We start from the raw sequence: 24,363 nt of genomic DNA on the forward strand, positions 1-24,363 counted from the left end.
GGACCGGGACGATGCCGGCGACCCCGTGGACCTCGTTGAGCCGGTCCCCGCGAACGCGCCGGAAAAGCCCAAGCCCGACGCCGTCAGGCCGGCGGAAGGCAACGAGTCCGGAAAGAAAACCGCCAAGGACGATTCGGGCACGCTCGGCAAGACCCTCGCCGCGCTGCGCAACATGCTGGAGTTGGACGGCAAGCAGGGGCGCTGAGGCCCCGCTTGCCCGTTCCTCGAATCAGCCGTTCTCCGCCAGCACCGTGCCGGCCAGATAGAGCGAGCCGCAGATCAGCACGCGGGCCGGCCCCTCGACCCGCCCGGTCAGATCCTCCAGGGCGCTGCCCACATCCGCCGCCGCCGCGCTGTCGGCGATGCCGCAGGCGCGGGTGGCCGCGGCGGTGTCCTCCGCCGTCAGCGACGCCTCCTCGCCGGGGATGGCGACGGTGCGGGCGGCGGTGACGAAGGGCGCCAGCGGCCCCAGGAACTCCCGCGGCTCCTTGCTCGCCAGCATGCCGTAGACCAGCAGCAGCGGCCGTTGCGGCTCCTCCTCCGCCCAGCGCGCGGCCTGGATCGCCAGAACCTCGCCCGCCGAGTCGTTGTGGCCGCCGTCCAGCCACAGCTCCCAGCCGGCGGGCAGGCCGTCGGCCAGGGGGCCGCGGGTCAGCCGTTGCAGGCGGGCGGGCCACTCCACGGCGGCGAGGCCGCGGCGCACCGCCGCGTCATCCACCGCCTCGGCCACCGCGACCGGCAGATGGTCCAGGCAGGCCAGCGCCACCCCGGCGTTGACGATCTGGTGCGCCCCGGCCAGCCCCGGCAGCGGCAGATCGATGCGGCGGCGGGCGCTCTCGAAGCGGAAGCCGCCCTCGGTCGGGGTGACCGACCAGCCGGCAACCGGCGCGCCCACCGTCTCGGCGCGGATGGCCAGGGTGCGGGCGGCCTCCTCCGCGGGCTGCGGGAAGATCACGGCGGGGACGCCCGGCTTGAAGATGCCGGCCTTCTCGCCCGCGATGGCCTCCAGCGTGTCGCCGAGGAACTGGCGGTGGTCGTAGGAGATGCGCGTGATGGCGGTGACCGCCGGGCGGTCCACCACGTTGGTGGCGTCCAGCCGCCCGCCCAGCCCGGTCTCCAGAAGCACCACGTCCGCCGGTTCCCGCGCGAAGGCGAGCAGGGCGGCGACCGTCGTCACCTCGAAGAAGGTGATCGGCCCGCCGCCGTTGGCGGCCTCGCACTCCTCCAGCAGGGCGGCCAGCCGGTCGTCGTCGATCAGCGTGCCGGCCAGCCGGATGCGCTCGTGGAAGCGCACGAGGTGGGGCGAGGTGTAGACATGCACCCGCAGCCCCGCCGCCTCCAGCATCGCCCGCAGGAAGGCGAGCGTCGAGCCCTTGCCGTTGGTGCCCGCCACATGGACCACCGGCGGCAGGCGCCGCTCCGGATGGCCCAGCGCGGCGAGCAGCCGGTGCACGCGGTCCAGCGACAGGTCGATGACCTTGGGGTGCAGCCCCTTCAGCCGGTCGAGAACCGGATCGGCGAGCGACATCGCGGGGTCAGGCCGCCTGCTCGGAGCCGGTCCTCTCGGCGCCGGCCCTTTCCGCGCCGGCTTGGGCCGGCGTCTCGTCGGCGGCCTCGGCCTGGCTGCGCGGCTCCTCCGCCTGGACGGCGGCCGGCGCGGCCGGCAGCGCTTCCGGCGCCACGGCCAGGACCGGCTGCATCAGCAGGGTCAGGACGCGCGACAGGGTCGGGCGCAGGTCGCGGCGATGGACGACCATGTCCACCATGCCGTGCTCCTGGAGGTATTCGGAGCGCTGGAAGCCTTCCGGCAGGGTCTCGCGGATCGTGCTCTCGATCACGCGGGCGCCGGCGAAGCCGATCTGCGCGCCCTTCTCGGCGATGTGGATGTCGCCGATCATCGCGAAGGAGGCGGTGACGCCGCCGGTCGTCGGGTCGGTCAGCACCACGATGTAGGGCAGGCCGGCTTCCTTGACCATCTCCACCGCGATGGTGGTGCGCGGCATCTGCATCAGCGACAGGATGCCTTCCTGCATGCGCGCCCCGCCCGAGGCCGGGACGACGATCAGCGCCGCCTTCTGGGCGATGGCGGTGCGGGCGGCGGCCAGGATGCCCTCGCCCACCGCGATGCCCATCGAGCCGCCCATGAAGCCGAAGTCGAAGGCCGCGACGACCGCCGGCTGCCCGCCGATCAGGCCGGAGCCGACGACGATGGCGTCATGCCGGCCCGTCTTGGTCTGGGCTTCCTTCAGGCGGTCGGTGTAGCGCTTCTGGTCGCGGAACTTCAGCGGATCGACCACCGACTTCGGCAGTTCCACCGACTGGTAGTCGCCCTCGTCGAACATCGAGGCCAGCCGCTTGATCGGGTCCAGCCGCATGTGGAAGCCGCAATGCTGGCAGACGTTGAGGTTCTCCTCCAGATCGCGGTGGAAGAGCATCGCCTCGCAGCTCGGGCACTTGTGCCAGAGGTTGTCGGGAACCTCCTTGCGGGCATAGAGGGCGCGGATCTTGGGACGGACGTAGTTGGTAAGCCAGTTCATCGAATTCTTCCTGATATCCCGCTCAGCCGGCGCTCTCGGCCCGGCGATCTAGGCCGGCGCACTCAGACGCGCGCGCCGCGCACGCCGCCGGCCAGTTCCCGGACGAAGCCCAGCACATCCTCGGCCAGACCCGGACGGGCCTTGCCGTCCGCGTCCAGCCCGCCGGCCAGCCGCGTGACGATGGCCGAGCCGACCACCGCCGCGTCGGCGACGCGGGCGACATCGGCCGCCTGCTCCGGCGTCTTGATGCCGAAGCCGACCGCCACCGGCAGGTCGGTGTGACGCTTCAGACGCTCCACCGCGGCACCCACCGCGGCGTTGTCGGCGCTGGCAGCACCGGTGATGCCGGCGATCGACACGTAATAGACAAAGCCCGAGGTGTTCCGGAGAACCGTCGGCAGGCGCTTGTCGTCGGTGGTCGGCGTCGCCAGACGGATGAAGTTCACCCCGGCCTTCAGCGCCGGGATGCACAGCTCCTCGTCCTCTTCGGGCGGCAGGTCGACGACGATCAGCCCGTCCACCCCGGCCTCGATGGCGTCGGCCAGGAAGCGGTCCACCCCATAGGCGTGGATGGGGTTGTAATAGCCCATCAGGATCACCGGCGTGTCGGCGTCCGTCGCGCGGAAGCCGCGCACGAGGTCCAGCGTCTTGCGCGCCGTCGTCCCGGCGTGGAGCGCGCGCAGGCTGGCCGCCTGGATCGCCGGGCCGTCGGCCATCGGGTCGGAGAAGGGCAGCCCCAGCTCGATCAGGTCGGCGCCCGCGGCGGGCAGGCCGTGCAGGACGGCGCGGCAGGTTTCCAGATCCGGGTCGCCCGCGGTGATGAAGGTGACGAGGCCGGCGCGGCCCTCCGCCTTCAGAGCGGCGAACCGCCGGGCGATGCGGCCATTGTCAACGGCCTTGTCGTTGAGGGCGCTCACAGCTTCACTCCCAGATGCTGGGCGACGGAGAAGATGTCCTTGTCGCCGCGGCCCGACAGGCAGAGCACCATCAGGTGGTCCTTGGGCAGTTTCGGGGCGCGCTTCACGATCTCCGCCAGCGCGTGCGCCGATTCCAGCGCGGGGATGATGCCCTCGGTGCGGGCGCAGAGCTGGAAGGCGTCCAGTGTCTCCTGGTCGGTGGCCGAGACATACTCGACGCGCCCGATGTCGTGCAGCCAGGAATGCTCCGGCCCGACGCCCGGATAATCCAGGCCGGCGGAGATGGAGTGGCCTTCCAGGATCTGCCCGTCCTCGTCCTGGAGCAGGTAGGTGCGGTTGCCGTGCAGCACGCCGGGGCGCCCGCCGGTGATCGAGGCGGCGTGGGCCAGCGGCCCCTTGTCGATGCCGTGGCCGGCGGCCTCGACCGCGACCATCTGCACCGACGGGTCGTCGAGGAAGGGGTGGAACAGGCCGATGGCGTTGGAGCCGCCGCCGACGCAGGCGACGAGGCTGTCGGGCAGGCGGCCCTCCAGCTCCTGCATCTGCACGCGCACCTCGTCGCCGATCACCGACTGGAAGTCGCGGACCATGGCGGGGTACGGGTGCGGACCGGCGGCGGTGCCGATCAGGTAGTAGGTGTCGGCGACGTTGGTGACCCAGTCGCGCAGCGCCTCGTTCATCGCGTCCTTCAGCGTCCGCGCGCCGGAGGTCACCGGGACCACCTCCGCCCCCAGCAGCTTCATGCGGAAGACGTTGGGCTGCTGGCGGGCGATGTCGGTCTCGCCCATGTAGATGACGCAGGGCATGTCGAACAGCGCGCAGACCGTGGCGGTCGCCACACCATGCTGGCCGGCGCCCGTCTCGGCGATGATCCGCTTCTTGCCCATGCGGCGGGCGAGCAGGATCTGGCCGATGCAGTTGTTGATCTTGTGCGCGCCGGTGTGGTTCAGCTCCTCGCGCTTGAAGTAGATCTTCGCGCCGCCGAGCTTCTCCGTCAGGCGTTCGGCGTAGTAGAGCGGGTTCGGGCGGCCGACATACTGCTTGAGCTGCTCGCGGATCGCGCCCTCGAAGGCGGGGTCGGCCCGGGCCTCGCGGTAGGCTTTCTCCACCTCAAGGATCAGGGGCATCAGCGTCTCGGCGACGAAGCGTCCGCCATAGATGCCGAAATGCCCGCGCTCGTCGGGACCGGAACGGTAGGTGTTGGGTCTGGTCATGGCCTGGGAAACTGCCTGAAGCGGGCCGCGCGGCGCCCGGAAGGCGCCACCATAGCGGCGGTTCGCCCGGATTTGAAGCGTTCGCCGAACCTTTCGCCGAACATGCCCACAAGATGGGAAAAGCCGCGGCGAAGGCAATGAGGCGACTCGGCATGGCTGGTGCGGCATGGCTGGTGCGGCATGGCAGAGCGCCGCCGCCCTCACCCCCCCAGCGGCGGGGCGTAGTGCAGGCCGCCGTGCATCCACAGCCCGTTCATCCCGCGTTCGATGCCCAGCGGCGAGGCGGCGCCCAGATGGCGGTCGAAGATCTCGCCGTAATTGCCGACCTGCGTGACCACGCGGAAGGCCCAGTCGTCGTCGAGCCCCAGCCCCCAGCCGACACCGGTGGTGGCCCCGAGGAACCGGCGCATCTCCGGGTCCTGCGCTTCCTCCTTCAGGCGGGCGGCGTTGGCGGCGGTGATCCCCTTCTCCTCGGCCAGCACGGTGGCCAGGAACACCCAGCGCACGACGTCGAACCACCGCCGCTCGTCCGGGCGCACCATCGGCCCCAGCGGCTCCTTGGAGATCGCCTCGGGCAGGATGACGTAGTCGTCGCGCTCCGGCGCCTTCAGCAGGCGCTGGGCGTGCAGGCCGATGCGGTCGCTGGTGTAGAGGTCGCAGTGATGGTTGAAGAAGGCCGACAGCGCCCCCTCGGTCGAGCGCACCGGCTTGAGGCGGAAGCGCACGCCGCTGCGGGCCATCCAGTCCTCCAGGTTGCGCAGGGTGGTGGTCTGCTCGATCACGCAGACCGAGGCGCCGGCCGGCAGGTCGGACAGGCGGGCGATGCCCTGGGCGCGGTGCGCGATGAATCCCTGTCCGTCGAACAGGTAGACCGCCGGGAAATCGATGCCGAAGGTGGCGTCGCGCTGCAGGGTCCAGGTCGTGCCCTCCATCACCACATCCACCTCGCCGTTGCGCAGGATGGCGAAGCGGTTCTCGGAGTTGGTCTCGACGAACTCCACCCGGTCGGCCTTGCCGGCGACGGCGGCGGCCAGCGCCCGGCACATGTCCACGAAGAAGCCGCGCCAGTGGCCGCTGTCGTCCACCGCCGCCAGACCGGCCCCGCTGGACGAGACGCCACAGCGCAGCAGCCCGCGCTCGCGCACGTCCTCCATGGTTTCGGCCCGCAAGCCGCCGGATGGCGCGGCCAGCGCCGCCGCCAGAACCACGGCGACCACCGCGACCCGCGCGAAAGACCGGACCAAGCCCATCGGCCATTCCCCCTTTGCCACCGGCCTCTTTGCCACCGGCGGTCAGCATTGGTCTGGCAACCGGCGCGGGTCAAGCCCGCCGGGCACCCGATCGCGCAGCGTCCGATTGCGGCGCGGGTGTGTGAATTGCGCCCGGTCGATTGCCCGTGTTATCTCAAGCGGACGACAAGAAAGCGAGGCACGGGCATGCGGCTTCCCCGGCTGGGCGTGGCGTTTCGCATCCTGGCGGGTCTGACCGTGATCGCCGGCCTGACCGCCGCCACCGGCGTGGTGGCCGTCTCCCTCTTCGGCCGCTTCCACCAGGGGTTCGAGCAGATCGCCACGGCCAAGGTGCCGGGCCTCGTCAACGCCTCGCAACTGGCCCAGCAGAGCGGCACGCTGGCCGCCAACGCTCCGGCCCTGGTGGCGGTGCAGAGCCAGACGGTGCGCGAATCGGTGATGGCCCGGCTGAGCGACCAGATCGCCCTGCTGGAAGACCTGATGACCCGGCTGCGCGACCGCGGGACCGACATGGCCGACGTGGCCGAGTTGCAGCGCCGCAAGAACGAGCTGGTCGCCAATCTGATGACCCTGAACACCCAGGTGGAACGCCAGCTCGCCGCCGCCGCGGAGACGGGTGGGCTGGTCGGGCGCCTGATGCAACTGGCCGAACGCGTCCGCAACGCCGAGGAATCGCTGCGTGACAAGACCCCGGTCCCCCGGACCCCGGCCGAGTGGGAGGAGGCCCAGGTCGTCGAACGGCAGGTCGATTCGTGGGCGGCTGAGGCGCAGCACGCCATCCTGCTGATGCTCGCCGCCTCCCGTGCCGACCACGAGGCGCGGGTGGACCGGCTGCGGCAGGATTACCGCGCCGCGATGGACCGCGCGGCGGAGGTCGTGACCGGCCTGCCGCCGGGCGCCGCCTTCGACATGGAGCCGCTCTACCGGGAGCTGGAGGCGCTGGGGCTCGGGGAACACAACCTGTTCGCCAGCCGCCTGACGGAAATCGCGCTGGCCCGCGCCATCAAGGGCTCCATCGCGCGCAACCAGAACGTCTCCGACCGGCTGGTCGGCGCGGTCTCCGACCATTTCCTGGCCATCGAGCAGGACATCGCCGCCCGCTCCGGCGAGTTCGAACGGGTGATCCGCGACGGCAAGAACGCCATCCTGGCGATGGCGGTCGTCTCGATTCTCGGAGCTCTCGGCATCTTCCTCTACATCCACCGCAATGTGGTGCGGCGTCTGCGCGGGCTTCAGACGGCCATGGCCGCGTCGGCCGCCGGGCGGTCCGTCGCCATTCCCACCCACGGGCATGACGAGATCGCCGACATGGCGCGCGCCCTGCACTATTTCGTCGCCACCATCCGCTCGCGCGAGCACGCCCTGTCGGACAGCGAGCGCCGCCTGCGCGCGATCCTGGAGCAGAGCCCGGTCGGCGTGTCGATCGGACGGCCCGACGGCTCGGTGGCCTTCGCCAACGCCCGCGCGGCGGAGCTGGCCGGACTGCCGCCGGACGCCTTCGTCGGGCGCCGCCACGCGCTGGCCCTGCCCGGCGCCACACTGCAGGGACGCGCCTCCCCGCAAGACGGTGCCGGGCTGGTCGCCCGCGACGTCGAGGTGGCGGTGGACCGGCCCGACGGCAGCCGCGTCTGGGCGCTCCAGACGCTGCAGCGCACGGAGTTCGAGGGCGAGCCGGCGGTCCTCGCCTGGAGCTACGACATCACCGGCCGCAAGCGCGCCGAGGAGGATCTGCGCCACGCCAAGGACCAGGCGGAGGTCGCCGCCCGCTCCAAGTCGGAATTCCTGGCGACCATGAGCCACGAGATCCGCACCCCGATGAACGGCGTGCTGGGCATGCTGGAGCTGATCGCCCTGACCCCGCTGGACGCGGAGCAGACCGAACTCGTCACCACCGTGCGCGACAGCGCGACGGCGCTGCTGCGGATCATCGATGACATCCTGGACCTGTCCAAGATCGAGGCGGGCAAGCTCGACCTCGACGAGATGGACCTCGACCCGCGCGAGCTGGTGGAGGGGGTGGCGGAGCTGCTGGCCCCGCAGGCCCACCAGAAGGCGCTGCTTCTCGTCTGCGACCTCGACCGCAAGGTGCCCGCGGCGGTGCGCGGCGACCCCGGGCGGCTGCGCCAGATCCTGTTCAACCTGACGGGCAACGCCATCAAGTTCACCGATGCGGGCCGGGTCGTCCTGCGCACCCGGCTGGAGCCTTCCGACGCCGGTTCGGACCGGTTGCGCCTGCGCTTCTCGGTGGAGGACACCGGCATCGGCATCAGCGCCGCCGGGCAGGCCCGCCTGTTCCAGCCCTTCAGCCAGGCCGACAGCTCGACCACCCGCCGCTTCGGCGGCACCGGGCTGGGGCTGGCCATCTGCGCCCGCCTCGTGGAGATGATGGGCGGGCGCATCGGGGTCGAGTCGGCGCCGGGCTGCGGCGCCACCTTCTGGTTCACGGTCGATCTGCCGGCGGGCGATCCGCGAACGGTGCCCGGCGACGACACCGACCTGAGCGGCCTGTCGATCATCGTGGCCGAACCGGACCCGGTGCAGCGCGCCGTCCTGATCCGCGCGCTGGAGGACAAGCGCGCCGCCGTCGCCGACGCCACGACGGCGGACGAGGCGGTGGAGCTGCTGACGATGGCCGACGCCGACCTGCTCGTCCTCTCCGACGGCCTGCTGGAGCACCATCCCGACGACGCGCCCGGCGCGCCCAACCCGCGGCTGTCGGCGCCGGCGGTGTTGGCCCGCATCGCCGCCGCCGGGGCCCGCCCGCCGCCGACCCTGCATCTGGTGGACGGGCGGGAGCAGGCCGGCGACTGCCCGCCCGAAACCGGCAAGGATGGGACCCCGTCCGCCGGACAGCCGCCGCGTCACGACCATCTCGGCCGCCCGATCCGTCGCGACACCCTGTTCCGCCGTCTGGCCGCCCTGGCCGGGCGCGCCGTTCCCCCGGACCGCCACGCCGACTCCCCGCTTGCCGTGACGGATGGCGCTCCGGGAGCCCAGACCATGACGGACCCCGACGCGGCCCTCGACGCCGCCGCGCCCCCGCCGATCATCCTGGTGGCGGAGGACCACCCGACGAACCAGCAGGTGATCCTGCGCCAGCTCCGCCAACTCGGCTTCGAGGCCGACCTGAGCGGCGACGGGCTTGAGGCGCTGACCGCCTGGCGGATGCGGCCCTACCGGCTGCTGATCACCGATTGCCACATGCCGCGCATGGACGGCTACGAGCTGTCGCGCCAGATCCGCAGCGCCGAATCGGCCTCCGGTCCGCGCCCTCGAACCGCCATCATCGCCATGACCGCCAACGCCCTGGCCGGGGAGATGGAGCGCTGCACCGACGCGGGGATGGACGACTACATCGCCAAGCCGGTGACCCTGAAGCAGCTTGCCGCCGCCCTGAACCGGGCGCTGGGCGAGGGCAGCGTCGCGGCCCCAGACGATCCACCCGCGGCGGAGCCCGCCGGGGCGGCGGAGCAGACGCTGGACCTCGACCATGTCCGAACCACCTTCGGCGGAGTCGACGCGGCGTCGCTGGACATGCTGGATTTCTTCCTGGAAACCACCCGCCCGCTGCTGGACGAGGCCGCAGCCGCCCTGCAACGGAACGATCTGGAAGCCGTCCGGAGCACCGCCCACACGCTTGCCGGGGCGGCGCGCACGGCGGGGGCCAACCGGCTGGGCCGCAGCGCGTCCACCCTGGAACTCGCCGCCCATCGCGGCGACCCGGACGGGGCGGCGCAGTCCCTGGCGGCGGTGCGCGCCGCCTACCCCGCGGTCGAGGCGGCGATCCGCGCCCTGCGGATCGGGGAAGCGGTGTAGCCGGGAGAACGGGCCGCACCACCCCGAAAGTGGCACCACCGCCGGCCCGCCTTGCCCCGCCGGGAGGCGTGGACTAGTCTCACCCGCGTGAGCGTCCTGACCCGATCATACGCCTTCGCCGCGCTGGGGCTGGCGGTGGGAGTCGGCCTGATGGCCGGCCCCTCCGGCTCGCCCGCCGTGCTGGGCTTCGCCGGTGTCCTCGGCGCCGCCGGTTTCGGCGGGTTGTTCTGGACCGGCAAGGAGCGCCGCCGCAGCGACCGGCTGGCGGCCGACGTGGCGCGCCTGGAGGCCCTGCTGGCCGCCGCCCCCCACCCCTGGTGCGCCTGGGACGCCGGCGGCGCCGCCAGCGCGGCTCCGGGCTGCATCAAACTGCTCGGCGCGGTCCCGGGACAGGACGTCGCGAACGCTTTCGCGGACGCCGACGCCCCCCAGGTCGCCGAGGCCGTGCGCCGCCTGCGCGCCGCGGGCGAAGGCTTCCGAATCGAGGCGACGACCCGCAGCGGACGGCGCCTGCTGCTGAGCGGGCGGCGGACGGCCGAGCCGTCCACCGGGACCGGCGCCTCCGGACACCAAGACGTCGTCTGGCTGGAGGACATCACCGACCGTTGTGCCGAACAGGAAGGGCTGGCCCGGGGGCGGCGCGACGCCGAATCGGCGCTGGCCGAGCTGCGCGCGGCGGTGGACGCGCTGCCGCTGCCGGTGTGGCTGCGCGGCGCCGGGCAGACGCTGTCCTGGTGCAACCGCGCTTACGCCCGCGCCGTGGATTCCGACCCCGCCGCCGTCCTGGAGAGCGGCAAGGAACTCGCCTCGGACGGCGCCGGGCGTGCCCTGGCGCAACGCGCGCTTCGCAGCGGGGTCGCCCAGTCGGAGCGGGTCTCCGCCGTCATCGGCACGGAGCGGCGCCTGCTGGAGGTCACCGAGGCCCCCCTGCCCGCCCCCGACGGCAGCGGCACGCTGGTCGTCGGCTACGCGCTGGATGTGACGGCGGTGGAGGAACTGCGCGGCGAGCTGAACCGCCACCTCGCCGCCCACGGTGAAGTGCTGGAGCGGCTGGGTGCGGCCATCGCCATCTTCGGCGCCGACACGCGGCTGACCTTCTTCAACCAGGCCTACGCCCGGCTGTGGGACCTGGAGGAGGCCTGGCTGCGCAGCCAGCCCACCCACGGGGAGATCCTGGAGGAGCTGCGCACCCGCCGCCGCCTGCCCGAATACGCCGACTATCAGAGCTACAAGCGCGAGCGTCTGAGCCGCTACACCCGCCTGCTGGAGCCGGTCGAGGAGCTGATGCACCTGCCGGACGGCACGACCCTGCGCAGCCTCGCCGCCCCCCACCCGCTGGGCGGGCTGATGCAGATCCTTGAGGACGTGACCAACACGCTGGCCCTGGAATCCTCCTACAACACGCTGATCGCCGTGCAGCAGGAGACGCTGGACAATCTGGCGGAAGGCATCGCGGTGTTCGGCGGCGACGGGCGGCTGAAGCTGTCCAACCCGGCCTTCGCGCGCGTCTGGGACCTCGACGACGAGGACCTGCTGGGCGAGCCGCACATCTCCGGCCTCTTCGAGCGGATGCGGCCCTTCCTGGAGAATGGCGGCGACTGGGACAGCCTGAAGGACGAGATGATCGGCGCGACCTTGGAACGCGCCGTGCGCTCGGGCCGGCTGGAGCGGGCCGACGGCTCGGTGGTGGAGTTCTCCACCCTGCCGCTGCCCGACGGAGCGGTGCTGAACAGCTATCTCGACGTCACCGACAGCGCCCGGCTGGAGCAGGCGCTGCGCGCCTCCAACGCCGCGCTGGAGGCCGCCGACCAGCTGAAGAGCGAGTTCATCGCCAACGTCTCCCACCATCTGCGCAACCCGCTGAACGGCATCATCGGCTTCGCGGAGGTGCTGGCGAACCAGTATTTCGGGGAGCTGAACCCGCGCCAGATCGAGTATGTGAAGGGCGTCCTCAACGCCGGCGAGCGGCTGCTGGAGCTGATTGACGACGTCGTCGACATGACCAGCCTGGGGGCCGGGGTGACCACGCTGGACCGCGGCACCGTGGACGTGCCCGATCTGCTGGAGACGGTGGGCGAGCTGACCCGCGAATGGGCGCGGCGCGAGGGGCTGCGCCTCGACCTCACGGCCCCGCCGTCGCTGGGCGAGGCGGAGGGCGACGAGCGGCGGCTGAAGCAGGCGCTGTTCACCCTGGTCGTCGGCGCCATCCGCCACCCGCCGGCGGACCGTCGCATCCTGCTGTCCGGGGAGCGGACCGCCGGTTCCCTCGTGCTGACGGTGGGCAGCGGCGCCGGGCCGGGCGAGGCCGCCATGCCCTCGCGCTACGACCGCAACGACCCGCGCGGCGCCGCGGCGCTCGGCCTGTCGCTGGTCCGCAACGTCATGGAGCTGCACGGCGGTCGGCTGGAGGTCGAGGAGTGGCCGGGCCACGGCACCCGCTTCCGCTGCGTCCTGCCGCTTCCCCCCGCCTCCTGACGTGCCCGGTCAGCCCTGGCCGCGCCTCATCCCCCGAAAGGGCTCGGCCTTATCCCCATGCGGTGATGTGACGGATTCCGCGACCGACGCCGGCCGGTCGGTGGTGATGAGCCGCGCGCCGCGCTGGTAGGTGGCCCAGCGCCACAACCACTGCATGGTGACCAGCACCCGCTTGTGGAAGTTCACCAGCAGATAGACGTGGATGATCGCCCACAGCACCCAGGCGAACCAGCCCTTCAGCTTGCGTGTCCCGAAATCGAAGACGGCGGCGCTGCGCCCGACGATGGCGGTGTTGCCGCGGTTGCGGAAGCGGAAGGGCTGCAGCGGCTGGCCGCGCAGCAGGCTGGCCTCCAGCCCGCCGCCGAGATGCTCGCCCTGCTGCTTGGCGACCTGGGCCAGACCGGGCAGCGGCTTGCCGTCGTCGCCGGCCAGCGCCGCCGTGTCGCCCAGCGCGTAGACGTCGGGCACGCCCGGCACCGCCATGTCGGCGCCGACCGGGATGCGCCCGCTGCGGTCGGTCTCCACCCCCAGCCAGGAGCCGGCGGGCGACGCCTTGACCCCGGCGCCCCACACGATGGCCCCCGCCGGGATGAAGCGCCCGCCGACCGTGGCGCCCTCCGGCGTGATGCTCTCCACCGCCTGCCCGGTCAGCACGACGACGCCCAGTTCCTCCAGCTTGCGGCGGGCGTACCGGCCGAGGTCGTCGGGGAAGGTGGACAGGATGCGCGGCCCGGCCTCGACCAGCAGGACGCGGGCGGTGCGCGGGTCGATGCGGCGGAAGTCGCGGGCCAGCGTGAAGCGGGCCAGCTCCGCCACCGCCCCGGCCATCTCCACGCCGGTGGGGCCGCCGCCGACCACGATGGTGGTCATCAGCGCCTTCTGGCGGGCCGGGTCCTCGCACATCTCGGCCTGCTCGAAATTCATCAGCAGCCGGGCGCGGATCCGCCGGGCGTTCTCGATGGTCTTCAGGCCGGGGGCGATCTCCGCCCAGTCGTCGTGCCCGAAATAGCTGTAGGAGGAGCCGGTGGCCAGCACCAGCCGGTCATAGGGAACGAAGCTGCCGTCGGCCAGTTCCACCCGCTTGGCCGTACGGTCGACCCCGGTCACCTCGCCCATCACCACGTCGATGTTGGGGTGCCGGCTGACGATGCGGCGGATCGGCTCGGCGATGTCGGCGGGCGACAGGGCGGCGGTCGCCACCTGATAGAGCAGCGGCACGAACAGGTGATAATTGTTCCGGTCGATGATGGTGACGCGGATGTTCGTCCCGCCCAGGGCCTCCGCGCAGGCCAGACCGCCGAACCCCGCGCCGACAATCACGACATGGGGGCGGCTGTCCACGGGCGAGGGGGTGCGGTCGATCTGCGGCACGGCGATGGTCTCCGGTCAAGACGATCCTGCACCGATAACCGCCCACCCACTCCCGATGTTGCGATGCATCACGGCACCTGCATCAAACCTTTTAACCCACACTTGAAATCTGCATTACATCCAAGAGAAAAAAGAGTATATTTCTATATAACTTTCTTGAATGGCAATTAGCCGGGGTCGAACATATGAGTATACTAGCTTACAATTGCCCACATTGCCGCACATCCAAGAGTGGCTTTAACCCTAAGCATCACGTTAATTTCCGAGGTGACGCCAGTAAGCCGCTAACTTTTTACACATGCGGATCTTGCGGAAAGCCTCTCGTTGTTCTCTACAAGGCAACAGGGCACAACTGGGACCCTAAAATCTGCCCAGGAGATCCACGGAATCACGACTTCATAATTAATGAAACTTGGCCAAAGCAAATTGACCTAGTCGCTCCCAAGTTTACACCAGAAAACATAGCTAAATTTTACTTGCAAGGTTTAGATAATCTCGAAAGACAACATTTCGACGCTGCCGGAGCCATGTTTAGGAAAACACTTGACTGCGCCACAAAACTAATTAATCCCGAACTTAAATCAGACCTCAACAAACGCATAAAATTGCTATCAGAAAATGGCTTAATAACAAAAGATATGGGAGAGTGGGCTCATCAAATCAGGCTCGGAGGAAATGAAGCTGTCCACGAAGACGAGCCTTTCAGTGGAAAAGATGCCGAAGATTTAGAAGCATTTACAAAGTTATTCTTGATGTATGCATTTACCCTTCCGGGAATGATGAAAGAAAGAAAGAATTTGTCCGGAAATTCGTAGTTCAGTATTTTTAATTACATCACCGCGGCAGGGTCACCGTCACCCGCAGGCCGCCTTCCGGACGGTTGGACAGCGCGATGTCGCCGCCGTGGCCGCGCACCACCGTGCGGGCGGTGGCCAGACCCAGCCCCACCCCGCCGGTGTCGCGGGAGCGCGAGCGCTCCAGCCGGTAGAAGGGGGCGAAGACCTTCTCGAACTCCGCCTCCGGAATGCCGGGGCCACCGTCCTCGATCTCCACCCGCAATTCCTCGTCCGCGGGCAGCAAGCGCACGGTGAAGCCGCCGCCGTAGGCGATGGCGTTGTCCATCAGATTGGCGAAGGCGCGGCGCAGGGCCACCGGGCGCCCGTCCACCGTCGCGTGCGCCGGCCCCTCGTAGGCCGCCTCGTGCCCGGCGTCCACCCGGTCGTCGCACAGGCTCTGCAACAGGTCGGCGAGGTCGAGCGGGCCACGCGGCTCGTGGTTGGCGTCGTCGCGGGCGAAGGCCAGCGTGGCGTTGATCATCGCCGCCATCTCGTCGAGGTCGGCGAGCATCTTGCGCTGCATCTCCGGGTCCTCGACCAGTTCGGCGCGCAGGCGCAGGCGGGTCAGCGGCGTGCGCAGGTCGTGGCTCATCGCCGCCAGCATCTGGGTGCGGTCGGCAACGAAGCGGGCCAGACGCGCCTGCATCCGGTTGAAGGCGCGGGTGGCGGCGCGCAGCTCCTGGGGGCCGGCCTCGGGCAGCGGCGGCGCCTCGCCGTCCACGCCCAGCCGCTCCGCCGCGTCGGCGAAGCGCGCGATGGGAGCGGTCATGCGGCGCGCCGTCCAGACCGAGACCAGAGCCACCGCCCCGACGATGCCGGCCATCCACAACGCAAAGCGCAGCAGCCGGAACGGCCCCTCCAGCGGGTCGCCGCCGACGAAGGTCAGCCAGGACCCGTCCCTCAGCCCCACCGACAGCCGGACGTCGGTGCCCCAACGATGTTCCTCCACCGGGAAGGGGCCGGGCATGGGGCGCTCCCGCCGGACCTCGACCACCACGGCGCGGTCGGGATCGTCCAGCTCGCCGCGGATGGCCCGGCGCAGCCGGTCGAAGGGAAAGCCCTCGCGCTGGTTGGCGAAGCGCGGAGTCTCGGGATTCCAGTCCACCCGCAGCACGGGGTCGTCGATCGCCTTGACCAGCCGCCGCCGCTCCGGCGGCGGGGTGCTCTCCACGAGCTGGACGATGGCCGTCACGCGCTGGACGAGGACGCGCATGCTGTGGGCGGGCGGTCCCGGAGGGCGGTCGGTCAGATAGACCAGCGCGCTGACCGCCTGGGTCAGCAGCAGCGCCAGAACCACGGTCAGCACCAGCCGCGCGGCGATGCTGTCCGGCAGCCAGCGCCGGGCCACCAGCAGGCGGCTCTTGCGGGCGGTCTCCACCTCAGACCCCCGTCACCGCCGGAGTGAACAGATAGCCGCCGCCGCGCACCGTCTTGATCATGGTGGGGTCGGCGGGGTCGGGCTCGATCTTGCGGCGCAGGCGGCTGACCTGCACGTCGATGGAGCGATCGAAGGGCACCGCCGACCGGCCGCGCGCCAGATCGAGCAGCTGGTCGCGGGTCAGCACCCGCTGCGGATGCTCCACGAAGGCGACCAGCAGGTCGTACTCCCCGGCGGAGAGCTGCACCAGCACCCCGTCGGGCGAGCGCAGCTCCCGCTTGGCGAGGTCGAGCGTCCAGCCCTCGAAGCCCAGCGTCTTGCCCGTGGCGCCGCCGGCCACCGGCGGGCCGGAGGCGCGGCGCAGCACGGCCTTGACGCGGGCCAGAAGCTCGCGCGGGCTGAAGGGCTTCGCCAGATAGTCGTCGGCGCCCATCTCCAGCCCGACGATGCGGTCCGTCTCCTCGCCCATCGCGGTCAACATGATGACCGGCGTCTGCGCCGTGTCGGGCGTGGCGCGCAGGCGGCGGCACAGGCTCAGCCCGTCCTCCCCCGGCATCATCAGGTCGAGCACGATCAGGTCCACGCGCGCGCTGTCCAGCGTGCGCATCATCTCCACCCCGTCCTTGGCCCCGGTGACGCGGAAGCCGTGCCGCGTCAGGAACTGCGACAGGAGGGTGCGGATTTCGCGGTCGTCGTCGACCACCAGCAGGTGAGGTGTGCGGTCCATGGAACGCATGATCCGACGCGCGGGCGCCGGGGTGAAGAAGAAATGTGTAACGCCACGTTACGGGGAGGCCGGCTGTTACACAGCGTTACCAATTCACGGAAGGCCGGACATCAAGCGGATACGTTCCCGGCCCATCATCGGGGTCATCGGGAACGCAAGACCCCGTCGATAACAAGGAGCATCCCCATGAAACGCGCTATGATGACCACCGCCGCGCTGGTTCTCGGCCTCGGCATCGCCGTGCCGGTCTTCGCCCAGCAGCAGCCGGGTCCCGGCGCCGGCCCTGGCCCCGGTCCGGACGGCGGCCGGCATTTCTCCCGGATGTGCGAGGACCAGGACGCCCGGCTGGCCGGCATGCTGGCCTACGCCGAGAAGAAGCTGAACATCACCGACCAGCAGCGCGCCGCCTGGACCAAGTTCGTCGACGCCGCGAACGCGAGCCAGAAGCCCACCCAGGACCTCTGCGCCAAGTTCAAGGACCAGCCGATGCCCGCCGCCGCCCCGGCCCGGTTGGAGCGCATGGAGGCCATGATGTCGGCCCGACTCGCCCAGCTTCAGCAGGTGCGCCCGGCGCTGACCGACCTCTACGCCCAGCTCACCCCGGACCAGCAGAAGCAGGCCGACCGCTTCCTCGACCGCGCCGGGCACGGCATGATGGGCGGTGGCATGGGTGGTCCGGGCATGCGCCACCACGGTCACGGCCCGATGCACGGCGAAGGCCCCGGCCGCGGTCCGGGTCCGGGTCCGGGTAATGGCCCCCGCGGCGGCTGATCTCCTGCCTCCCGTCAGCCGCTGACGGAGCGGGCCGCCGGTTTCCCCGGCGGCCCGTTTCCGTTCTTACTCGGCGCCGGGAACGCCCTTGGAGGTCGAGTATTCGAAGTGCAGCGCCTCGCCCGGATGGACCAGGGGATGGATGGCATGGGCCGCCTGCGCCGCCTCGGAGAAGCCGCAGAGGATCAGCTTCAGCTTGCCGGGATAGGTCGCGATGTCGCCGATGGCGTAGACGCCGGGGGCGCTGGTGGCGCAGCCGGGCAGGCTGACGCCGATGTGGCTGCGCTCCAGGTTCAGGCCCCACTCGGCGATCGGCCCCAGATTCATCGACAGGCCGAAGAAGGCGAGCAGCGCGTCGGCCGGCAGGTCCTTCTCCTCGCCGTCCAGCGTGGCGACGCGCACGGCGGAGAGCTGGCCGTTCCCGCCGACCAGACCGGAGAGCTGGTAGGGCACCACCATCTCCACCTTGCCCTCGCGGACCAGGACGTCCATGCGGGCGACGCTTTCCGGGGCGGCGCGGAACTTGGGCCGGCGGTGGACGACGTAGACCTTCTCCGCCACGTCGGCCAGCGACAGCGTCCAGTCCACGGCGGAATCGCCGCCGCCGGCGATCACCACGCGCTTGCCGGCGAAGTCCTGCTTGCGGCGGACCATGTAGAAGACCGACGTGCCCTCATACTGCTCCAGCCCGTCCAGCGGCGGGCGGTTGGGACCGAAGGCGCCGCAGCCGGCGGCGATGATCACCGCCTGGGTGTCGATCCGCGTGCCGATGCTGGTCTCCACCAGCCAGCGCCCTTCGTCCGTCCGGGTCAGCTTCTCGACCTGCTGGCCCAGATGATAGGTCGGGCTGAAGGGGGCGGCCTGCTCCGCCAGCCGGTCGATCAGGTCGGCGGCCTCGATGGCCGGGTGGGCCGGGATGTCGTAGATCGGCTTTTCCGGGTACAGCGCGGTGCACTGCCCGCCCACCATGTCCAGCGCGTCCACCACATGGCATCGCATCTTCAGCATGCCGCATTCGAACACGGCGAAGAGACCGACGGGGCCGGCGCCGACGATGACGACGTCGGTGCGATGGACGGTGTGCGACATGGGACGCGCTGCCTTGTGCAAACGGGGGAACGATGACGCCTTCAATTGTCCGGTTTCGCGCCCCCGGTCAACCCCGCCCTGCACGGGGAGGGTGGACGGCGCGCGCAAAATGGGTGCGGTCCCGCCGATTTCCTTCGGGGCGTGCGGTCGCGGTGGGGTAGGATTTGCCCGTTTCCCCCGTGCCGGAGCGGCCGCAATGAAGGACTGGCGATGAAGGAGCTGCGCTGCCTCGTGTTCACCGACCAGGAGGTCGTGAAGGCCGTGCTCGACCGCCGCCGCCGGATGCGCGAGCCGCTGCCCAGCGGCACGGTCGGCACGGTCACCTACCGCCCCGGCCAGCCCGGCGGCGGCGGGGTGGAGACGCTGATCCAGGTCACCGGGGACGAGGGCGACGACCGCAGCATGACGCTGCACGAGTCCGAGGTCGCGGCGGCGCTGGTGTCCTACTGCATGGGGCGCAAGATCCCCCTGCCCGTCGAGTCCGACAAGATGATCCACATCATCAACGGCGCCCTGACGCTGATGATCACCATGAACTTCAAGAAGCCGCCGCGTCTGGTGGAGGACCGCATCGAGGCGGCGGAGCCCGCGCCCGGTCCCGGTCCGGTGCCGCGCAAGGCCGCCTCCCGCCGCTGATGTGACCGTTCCAGTGATATGACCCAAACCGATTCCACCCCCAACGCGCGCGTCATCGCGCTGCCGAGCGAGGAGGCGACCGCCGCGCTGGCCCGCCGCTTGGCCGCCGCGCTGGCGCCCGGCGACCTCGTGGCCCTGCGCGGCGACCTGGGCGCCGGCAAGTCCGCCCTGTGCCGCGCCCTGATCCGCGCCGTGACCGAGGAGGACGCGGAGGTGCCCTCCCCCACCTTCACGCTGGTGCAGACCTACGACACCGACATCGGCCCGGTCTGGCATTTCGACCTCTACCGCCTGTCCGGCCCCGACGAGGTGACCGAGCTGGGCTGGGACGAGGCCCGCGCCGAGGCCGTCCTGCTGGTGGAATGGCCGGACCGGCTGGGGCCGCTGCTGCCCGCCGACCGTCTCGACGTCGCGATGAGCTTCGCCGGGCCGACCGAGCGCCGCGCCACCCTGACCGGCCACGGCGCCTGGGAGTCGCGTCTGACCACACTCGACCTTTCCGGATTGGGCCTTTCCGGACTGGAGGGACCGTGACCGACCGCGCGTCGCAGATCGCCGCCTTCCTCGCCCGCCACGGGCTGGAGGGGGCCAAGCGGGAGCCGCTGGCCGGCGACGCCTCGGCACGCCGCTACGAGCGGCTGACCACGCCGGACGGCGGCACGCTGATCCTGGTCGACACCCCCGCCCCGGCCGAGGATCTGGTGCCCTTCATCGCCATCGGCGCGACGCTGGACCGGCTGGGCTTCTCGGTCCCCGCCATCCTGGCGGCGGAGGTCGAGGCGGGGCTCGCCCTTCAGGAGGATTTCGGCGACGGCACCCTCACCCGCCTGCTGAACGCGGGGGAGGAGCCGCGCCCGCTCTACGAGCTGGCGACCGACGTTCTGATCGAACTGCACCGCCGCTTCCCGGTGGAAGAGGCGCCCCGCCTGAACCTGCCGCTCTACGACGCGGCCCTGTTCACGCAGCAGGTGGCGCTGTTCGCCGACGTCTACATGCCCGCGGCGACGGGCAAGCCCCTGTCCGACAAGGCCCGGTCCGACTTCGATGCGGCCTGGGCCGCCGTCGTTCCGGAGGCCTGCGCCGGGCCGCAGTCGCTGCTGCTGCGCGACTACCATGTGGACAACGTGATGCGGCTGCCCCGGCCCGGCCTGCGGGCGGCCGGGCTGATCGACTACCAGAGCGCCGGGCTCGGCCCCGTCGCCTACGATCTGGTGTCGCTGCTGGAGGACGCCCGCCGCGACCTGCCCACCGGGCTGGAGGGCGTGCTGCTGGACCGCTACCGCGCCGCCTTCCCGGATCGCGACTGGGACGCCTTCCGCCGCTCCTACACCGTGCTGGGCGCGATCCGGCACACCCGCATCGTCGCCATCTTCGTGCGTCTGGCGTTGCAGCGCCGACGCGGCTATCTCCTTCACCTGCCGCGCGTCTGGCGGCTTCTGGAAGGCCAGCTCGCCAAGCCCGAACTGGCCCCGGTCGCCGACTGGTTCGCCCGTCATCTGCCGCCGGGTACCCGCGCGGAGCTTGTCGTTCCGGAGCCGGATTGATTATGTCGCCTGTCTCGAAGAAGACCCGTACCAAGACGCCGCCTGTGACCACCGCCCCCGCCAAGGCCATGGTGATGGCCGCCGGGCTGGGCCTGCGGATGCGCCCGCTGACCCTGGAGCGCCCGAAGCCCCTGATCCCGGTGATGGGCAAGCCGATGCTCGACCACGCGCTCGACCGGCTGGAGGAGGCCGGCGTGACCGCCGCCGTGGTCAACAGCCATTACAAGGGCGCGATGATCGCCGCCCATCTGACGGGACGGACCGCCCCGGCCATCACCCTGTCGCCGGAGGACACGCTGCTGGAGACCGGCGGCGGCGTGAAGAAGGCGCTGCCGCTGCTGGGGACCGACCCGGTCTATGTGGTCAACGCCGACATCCTGTGGCTCGACGGCCCCTCCCCCACGCTGGCGCGGCTGGCCCGCCACTGGAACCCGGACGAGATGGACGCGCTCCTGCTGCTGATGGCGACCACCAAGGCGGTGGGATACGAGGGGCGCGGCGATTACCACATGGACCCGCTGGGCCGGCTGACCCGGCGCGGCGAGATGGAGATCGCCCCCTTCGTCTACGCCGGCGTCCAGATCGTAAAGCCGGAACTGTTCGGGCAGGACACCCCCGACGGCGCCTTCTCCACCAACCGCGTCTGGGATCGCGCGCAGGAAGCCGGGCGCCTCTTCGGCCTCGCCCACGACGGGCTGTGGTTCCACATCGGCACCCCCGACGCGCTGGCCGAGACGGAGGAGATGCTGTCGATGAGCGACGTGTCGGTGGTCACCACCTGACCGGCCGCCCGACGGCCGCTCGGCGGCCGTCCAATGGGCGCCCAACCGCTGCTTTGTGAGAATTTTTGTATTCCTTGACGCTTTGTGGTCTCATTGCCCCACATCTAGTATCCTCGCGCGTCTGACGATACAGCTTCCGGGGCAGGCATGAGCGGCAGGGCGGAGCCCAAGGTCTATTCGATTCCCACCGGCGTGTCCTTCGTGGACCAGCTCGCCGCGGGCATCCTGGACCGCGTGGGGAACGACCCGCTGGCGCTGGCCGGGGTGACCGTCCTGCTGCCGACGCGCCGCTCCTGCCGCTCGCTGCGCGAGGCGTTCCTGCGCCGCTCCGGCGGACAGCCCATGCTGCTGCCGCGGATGAGCCCGCTGGGCGAGCTGGACGCCGCCTCCCTCAGCCTGACCTCGGCGGAGGAACTGCCCGGCGTGCCGCTGGAGCTGCCCGACCCGATCAGCGGGCTGAAGCGCCAGATGATGCTGGCCCGGCTGATCCTCCAGGCGACCGGCGTGTCGGCCACCACCGCGCAGGCGGTGCGGCTCGGCGCCGACCTGGGGCGGCTGATCGACGCGGTGTGGACGGAGGACGTCGCCTTCGACCGGCTGGCCTCGCTGGTGCCGGAGGATTACGCTCAGCACTGGCAGGTGACGCTGGAGTTCCTGAAGATCGTCACGGAGCACTGGCCGGCCATCCTCGGCGCCAGCGCGCTGACCGACCCGGCGCAGCGCCGCAACCTCGTGCTCCAGACCCAGGCCGCGCTCTGGCGGGCGGAGCCGCCGCAGGGGCTGGTCATCGCCGCCGGCTCCACCGGCTCCATCCCGGCGTCGGCCGACCTGCTGGCGGTGGTCGCCGCCCTGCCGCAGGGGGCCGTCGTGCTGCCCGGCCTCGACCTGGAGGCCGACGAGGCGAGCTGGGACGCCATCCGCGCCGACGAGGCGCACCCGCAACACGGCCTCGCCCACCTGCTCGACCGGCTGTCGGTCGGCCGAGCCGCCGTCCGCCGCTGGAACGACGCGGAGGAGCCGCGGGCCGCCCGCGCCCGCCTGCTGGCCGAGGCCATGCGCCCCGCCGCCACCACGGAAAGCTGGCGGGAGCTGGACGGGCTGGACGCCGCGGCCCTGGACGGGCTGACCCGCATCGACGCCCCGACCGCGGAGGAGGAGGCGTCGGTCATCGCGCTGCTGCTGCGCCACGCGCTGGAGACGCCGGGCAAGACGGCGGCGCTGGTCTCGCCCGACCGCAACCTCGCCCGCCGGGTCGCCATGGCGCTGACCCGTTGGGGCATCGCGGTCAACGACTCGGCGGGCCAGCCGCTGGTCCACACCGCGGTCGGCACCTATCTGCGGCTGACCGCCGAGCTGGCCGCCAGCCGCGCCCACCCGCTGGCCCTGCTGGCGCTCGCCAAGCACCCGCTGACCGCCGGCGGCCACGACCCGGCGGAGTTCCGCCGCTCCGCCCGCGCGCTGGAGCGCACCGTGCTGCGCGGCCCCCGCCCGGCGGAGGGCTTCGCCGGGCTGATCGCCGCGCTGAAGGCCGCCGACCGCTTTGACCACCCGGACCAGCAGGCCGCCCTGCTCGGCTGGCTGGAAAATCTGGAAACGCTCGCCGCCCCCTTCATGGAGGCTCTGTTCAGCGAGGCCCCGCTCAGCGACCTCGTCCGCGCGCACGTCGCCTTCGCGGAGGCGCTGGCCTCGCGCACCGACGCGCCGGGGTCGGAATTCCTCTGGCGGCAGGACGACGGCGAGGAGGCCGCGACCTTCGTCCATGAGCTGCTGGAGGCGGCGGACGGCTTCCCCGCCGTTCCCGGCAAGGATTATCCGGCGCTGCTCGACGCGCTGATGGCGATGCGCCCGGTGCGCCCGCGCTTCGGCCTGCACCCGCGCCTCTACATCCTCGGCCCCATGGAAGCGCGCCTTCAGCATTTCGACCTGCTGGTCCTCGGCGGGCTGAACGAGGGGACCTGGCCGCCCGACCCCGACGCCGATCCCTGGATGTCGCGCCCGATGCGCCGCGACTTCGGCCTGCCCAGCCCGGAGCGGATGGTCGGCCTGTCGGCCCACGACTTCACCCACGCCTGCGGCGCCGAAGAGGTCGTGCTGACCCGCGCGGAGCGGGTGGACGGCACGCCGACCGTCCCGTCGCGCTGGCTGCTGCGGCTGGAGACGGTGCTGCGCGCGCTGGGTCTGGACGGGCGGATCGAGCTGGCCGGGGAGCCCTGGCTGGCCTGGGCGCGCGGTCTGGACGAGCCGGACGCCGTGCGCCCCGTCCTCCCGCCGGAGCCGCGCCCGCCGGTGTCCGCCCGCCCGCGCAAGCTGTCGGTCACCAAGATCGAGAAGTGGATGCGCGACCCCTACGCCATCTACGCCGAGCATGTGCTGCGCCTGCGCAAGCTCGACCCCATCGCCGCCGACCCCGGCGCCGCCGACCGCGGCCAGTTCATCCACGCGGCCCTGGACGCCTTCGTGAAGGCCTATCCGGGCCAACTGCCCGACGACGCGCTGCACCGGCTGCTGGCGATGGGCCGCGAGTCCTTCGGCCCGCTGCTGCACAGCCATCCCGACGTCTGGGCCTTCTGGTGGCCGCGCTTCGAGCGCATCGCCGAGTGGTTCGTCGGGCTGGAGCGCGACCGCCGCCGCACCCTGAAGCCGCTCGCCACCGAAGTGTCGGGCGAGCTGGCGCTGAGCGGCCCCGCCGGCCCCTTCCTGCTGACCGCCAAGGCCGACCGCATCGATTCGGGCGGCGAGGGGCTGGTCCTGATCGACTACAAGACCGGCACCCCGCCCTCGACCCGCGAGATCGAGCTGGGCTTCGCCCCGCAGCTGCCGCTGGAGGCCGCCATGGCCGAGGCCGGCGGTTTCGCCGGCGTCGCGAAGAACCGGGTGGCCGAGCTGGCCTTCTGGCGCCTGTCCGGCGGCGATCCGCCGGGCGAGGAGAAGGCGGTGAAGGGCGACCCGGCGACTCTGGCCGCCGAGGCCCGCGCCGGGCTGGAGGAGCTGATCCGCCATTTCGACGACCCCGCCACCCC

General features: G+C 71.3%; 19 protein-coding genes. 10 read left to right on the forward strand and 9 right to left on the reverse strand.

The window, feature by feature from the left end; translation table 11 throughout:
- Positions 1-205: hypothetical protein (locus tag GBZ26_RS10670; protein WP_174438810.1), on the forward strand; the 205-nt coding region annotated here is incomplete at its 5' end.
- Positions 206-229: 24 nt separating this feature from the next.
- Here the strand turns inward: GBZ26_RS10670 and GBZ26_RS10675 are convergent.
- The 5 genes from GBZ26_RS10675 to GBZ26_RS10695 form a co-directional block, all read right to left on the reverse strand.
- The gene (locus GBZ26_RS10675) at positions 230-1,528 is read right to left on the reverse strand and encodes a bifunctional folylpolyglutamate synthase/dihydrofolate synthase (RefSeq protein WP_174438811.1); all 1,299 of its coding nucleotides are present in this window, start codon (positions 1,526-1,528) and stop codon (positions 230-232) included.
- A 7-nt stretch (positions 1,529-1,535) separates the two neighbouring features.
- Positions 1,536-2,537 (reverse strand): acetyl-CoA carboxylase, carboxyltransferase subunit beta, encoded by a 1,002-nt coding sequence (accD, locus tag GBZ26_RS10680; RefSeq protein ID WP_174438812.1) that lies wholly within the window; start codon positions 2,535-2,537, stop codon positions 1,536-1,538.
- A gap of 62 nt (positions 2,538-2,599) precedes the next feature.
- Positions 2,600-3,454: a tryptophan synthase subunit alpha gene (gene trpA, locus GBZ26_RS10685; RefSeq protein ID WP_174438813.1), complete on the reverse strand. Its 855-nt coding sequence runs from the start codon at positions 3,452-3,454 to the stop codon at positions 2,600-2,602.
- Complete coding sequence (gene trpB, locus GBZ26_RS10690) at positions 3,451-4,668, reverse strand: tryptophan synthase subunit beta (RefSeq protein ID WP_014238652.1); 1,218 nt, start codon at positions 4,666-4,668, stop codon at positions 3,451-3,453. Before trpB ends, trpA begins: the two co-directional genes overlap by 4 nt.
- A gap of 200 nt (positions 4,669-4,868) precedes the next feature.
- A complete protein-coding gene (locus GBZ26_RS10695; protein WP_174438814.1) occupies positions 4,869-5,918 on the reverse strand; it encodes an amino acid ABC transporter substrate-binding protein in 1,050 nt (349 codons plus the stop codon).
- A gap of 186 nt (positions 5,919-6,104) precedes the next feature.
- Between GBZ26_RS10695 and GBZ26_RS10700 the strand changes: the two genes are divergently transcribed.
- The gene (locus GBZ26_RS10700; protein WP_174438815.1) at positions 6,105-9,734 is read left to right on the forward strand and encodes an ATP-binding protein; all 3,630 of its coding nucleotides are present in this window, start codon (positions 6,105-6,107) and stop codon (positions 9,732-9,734) included.
- A gap of 87 nt (positions 9,735-9,821) precedes the next feature.
- On the forward strand, positions 9,822-12,209 hold the full coding sequence (locus tag GBZ26_RS10705; RefSeq protein ID WP_174438816.1) for a PAS-domain containing protein: 2,388 nt from the start codon (positions 9,822-9,824) through the stop codon (positions 12,207-12,209).
- 9 nt (positions 12,210-12,218) lie between these two features.
- Here the strand turns inward: GBZ26_RS10705 and GBZ26_RS10710 are convergent, their stop codons facing one another.
- A complete protein-coding gene (locus tag GBZ26_RS10710; protein WP_174438817.1) occupies positions 12,219-13,580 on the reverse strand; it encodes an FAD-dependent oxidoreductase in 1,362 nt (453 codons plus the stop codon).
- Positions 13,581-13,765: 185 nt separating this feature from the next.
- Here GBZ26_RS10710 and GBZ26_RS10715 point away from each other — a divergent pair, with 185 nt between their 5' ends.
- A complete protein-coding gene (locus GBZ26_RS10715) occupies positions 13,766-14,395 on the forward strand; it encodes a DUF4145 domain-containing protein (RefSeq protein ID WP_174438818.1) in 630 nt (209 codons plus the stop codon).
- A 19-nt stretch (positions 14,396-14,414) separates the two neighbouring features.
- Here GBZ26_RS10715 and GBZ26_RS10720 read toward each other — a convergent pair whose 3' ends face one another.
- Together GBZ26_RS10720 and GBZ26_RS10725 are read right to left on the reverse strand one after the other, a co-directional pair.
- Positions 14,415-15,794 carry an ATP-binding protein gene (locus GBZ26_RS10720; RefSeq protein WP_174438819.1) on the reverse strand — a complete coding sequence of 460 codons (1,380 nt, stop codon included), beginning with the start codon at positions 15,792-15,794 and terminating at the stop codon, positions 14,415-14,417.
- 1 nt (position 15,795) lies between these two features.
- Positions 15,796-16,521, reverse strand: a complete 726-nt coding sequence (locus GBZ26_RS10725; protein WP_174438820.1) for a response regulator — start codon at positions 16,519-16,521, stop codon at positions 15,796-15,798.
- 186 nt (positions 16,522-16,707) lie between these two features.
- Between GBZ26_RS10725 and GBZ26_RS10730 the strand changes: the two genes are divergently transcribed.
- Positions 16,708-17,292: a Spy/CpxP family protein refolding chaperone gene (locus tag GBZ26_RS10730; protein ID WP_174438821.1), complete on the forward strand. Its 585-nt coding sequence runs from the start codon at positions 16,708-16,710 to the stop codon at positions 17,290-17,292.
- A gap of 66 nt (positions 17,293-17,358) precedes the next feature.
- Here the strand turns inward: GBZ26_RS10730 and GBZ26_RS10735 are convergent, their stop codons facing one another.
- The gene (locus GBZ26_RS10735) at positions 17,359-18,381 is read right to left on the reverse strand and encodes an NAD(P)/FAD-dependent oxidoreductase (RefSeq protein WP_174438822.1); all 1,023 of its coding nucleotides are present in this window, start codon (positions 18,379-18,381) and stop codon (positions 17,359-17,361) included.
- Positions 18,382-18,591: 210 nt separating this feature from the next.
- On the opposite strand from GBZ26_RS10735, the gene GBZ26_RS10740 reads away from it, so the two are divergent.
- From GBZ26_RS10740 to addB, 5 genes are all read left to right on the forward strand, one after another.
- Positions 18,592-19,017: a hypothetical protein gene (locus tag GBZ26_RS10740; protein ID WP_174438823.1), complete on the forward strand. Its 426-nt coding sequence runs from the start codon at positions 18,592-18,594 to the stop codon at positions 19,015-19,017.
- A gap of 18 nt (positions 19,018-19,035) precedes the next feature.
- Entirely contained in the window at positions 19,036-19,551 is a 516-nt protein-coding gene (tsaE, locus tag GBZ26_RS10745) for a tRNA (adenosine(37)-N6)-threonylcarbamoyltransferase complex ATPase subunit type 1 TsaE (RefSeq protein WP_174438824.1), read from the forward strand.
- Positions 19,548-20,561: a phosphotransferase gene (locus GBZ26_RS10750; protein ID WP_174438825.1), complete on the forward strand. Its 1,014-nt coding sequence runs from the start codon at positions 19,548-19,550 to the stop codon at positions 20,559-20,561. Before tsaE ends, GBZ26_RS10750 begins: the two co-directional genes overlap by 4 nt.
- A gap of 2 nt (positions 20,562-20,563) precedes the next feature.
- Positions 20,564-21,343, forward strand: coding sequence for a nucleotidyltransferase family protein (locus GBZ26_RS10755; RefSeq protein WP_174438826.1), 780 nt, complete (start codon positions 20,564-20,566; stop codon positions 21,341-21,343).
- Between the two features lie 147 nt (positions 21,344-21,490).
- Positions 21,491-24,363, forward strand: a 2,873-nt coding sequence (gene addB / locus GBZ26_RS10760) for a double-strand break repair protein AddB (protein WP_174438827.1), incomplete at its 3' end; no start/stop codon positions are given.

Source organism: Azospirillum formosense (assembly GCF_013340925.1).
Classification (GTDB): Bacteria; Pseudomonadota; Alphaproteobacteria; order Azospirillales; family Azospirillaceae; genus Azospirillum; species Azospirillum formosense.

Bases quoted from the DNA above. Each gene is read 5' to 3' on its own strand.
- trpB (WP_014238652.1), bottom strand. From the start codon at position 4,668: ATGACCAGACCCAACACCTACCGTTCCGGTCCCGACGAGCGCGGGCAT.
- accD (WP_174438812.1), bottom strand. From the start codon at position 2,537: ATGAACTGGCTTACCAACTACGTCCGTCCCAAGATCCGCGCCCTCTAT.
- GBZ26_RS10755 (WP_174438826.1), top strand. From the start codon at position 20,564: ATGTCGCCTGTCTCGAAGAAGACCCGTACCAAGACGCCGCCTGTGACC.
- GBZ26_RS10735 (WP_174438822.1), bottom strand. From the start codon at position 18,381: ATGTCGCACACCGTCCATCGCACCGACGTCGTCATCGTCGGCGCCGGC.
- GBZ26_RS10725 (WP_174438820.1), bottom strand. From the start codon at position 16,521: ATGGACCGCACACCTCACCTGCTGGTGGTCGACGACGACCGCGAAATC.
- GBZ26_RS10675 (WP_174438811.1), bottom strand. From the start codon at position 1,528: ATGTCGCTCGCCGATCCGGTTCTCGACCGGCTGAAGGGGCTGCACCCC.
- tsaE (WP_174438824.1), top strand. From the start codon at position 19,036: ATGACCCAAACCGATTCCACCCCCAACGCGCGCGTCATCGCGCTGCCG.
- GBZ26_RS10695 (WP_174438814.1), bottom strand. From the start codon at position 5,918: ATGGGCTTGGTCCGGTCTTTCGCGCGGGTCGCGGTGGTCGCCGTGGTT.
- GBZ26_RS10740 (WP_174438823.1), top strand. From the start codon at position 18,592: ATGAAGGAGCTGCGCTGCCTCGTGTTCACCGACCAGGAGGTCGTGAAG.
- GBZ26_RS10715 (WP_174438818.1), top strand. From the start codon at position 13,766: ATGAGTATACTAGCTTACAATTGCCCACATTGCCGCACATCCAAGAGT.
- GBZ26_RS10730 (WP_174438821.1), top strand. From the start codon at position 16,708: ATGAAACGCGCTATGATGACCACCGCCGCGCTGGTTCTCGGCCTCGGC.
- GBZ26_RS10700 (WP_174438815.1), top strand. From the start codon at position 6,105: ATGCGGCTTCCCCGGCTGGGCGTGGCGTTTCGCATCCTGGCGGGTCTG.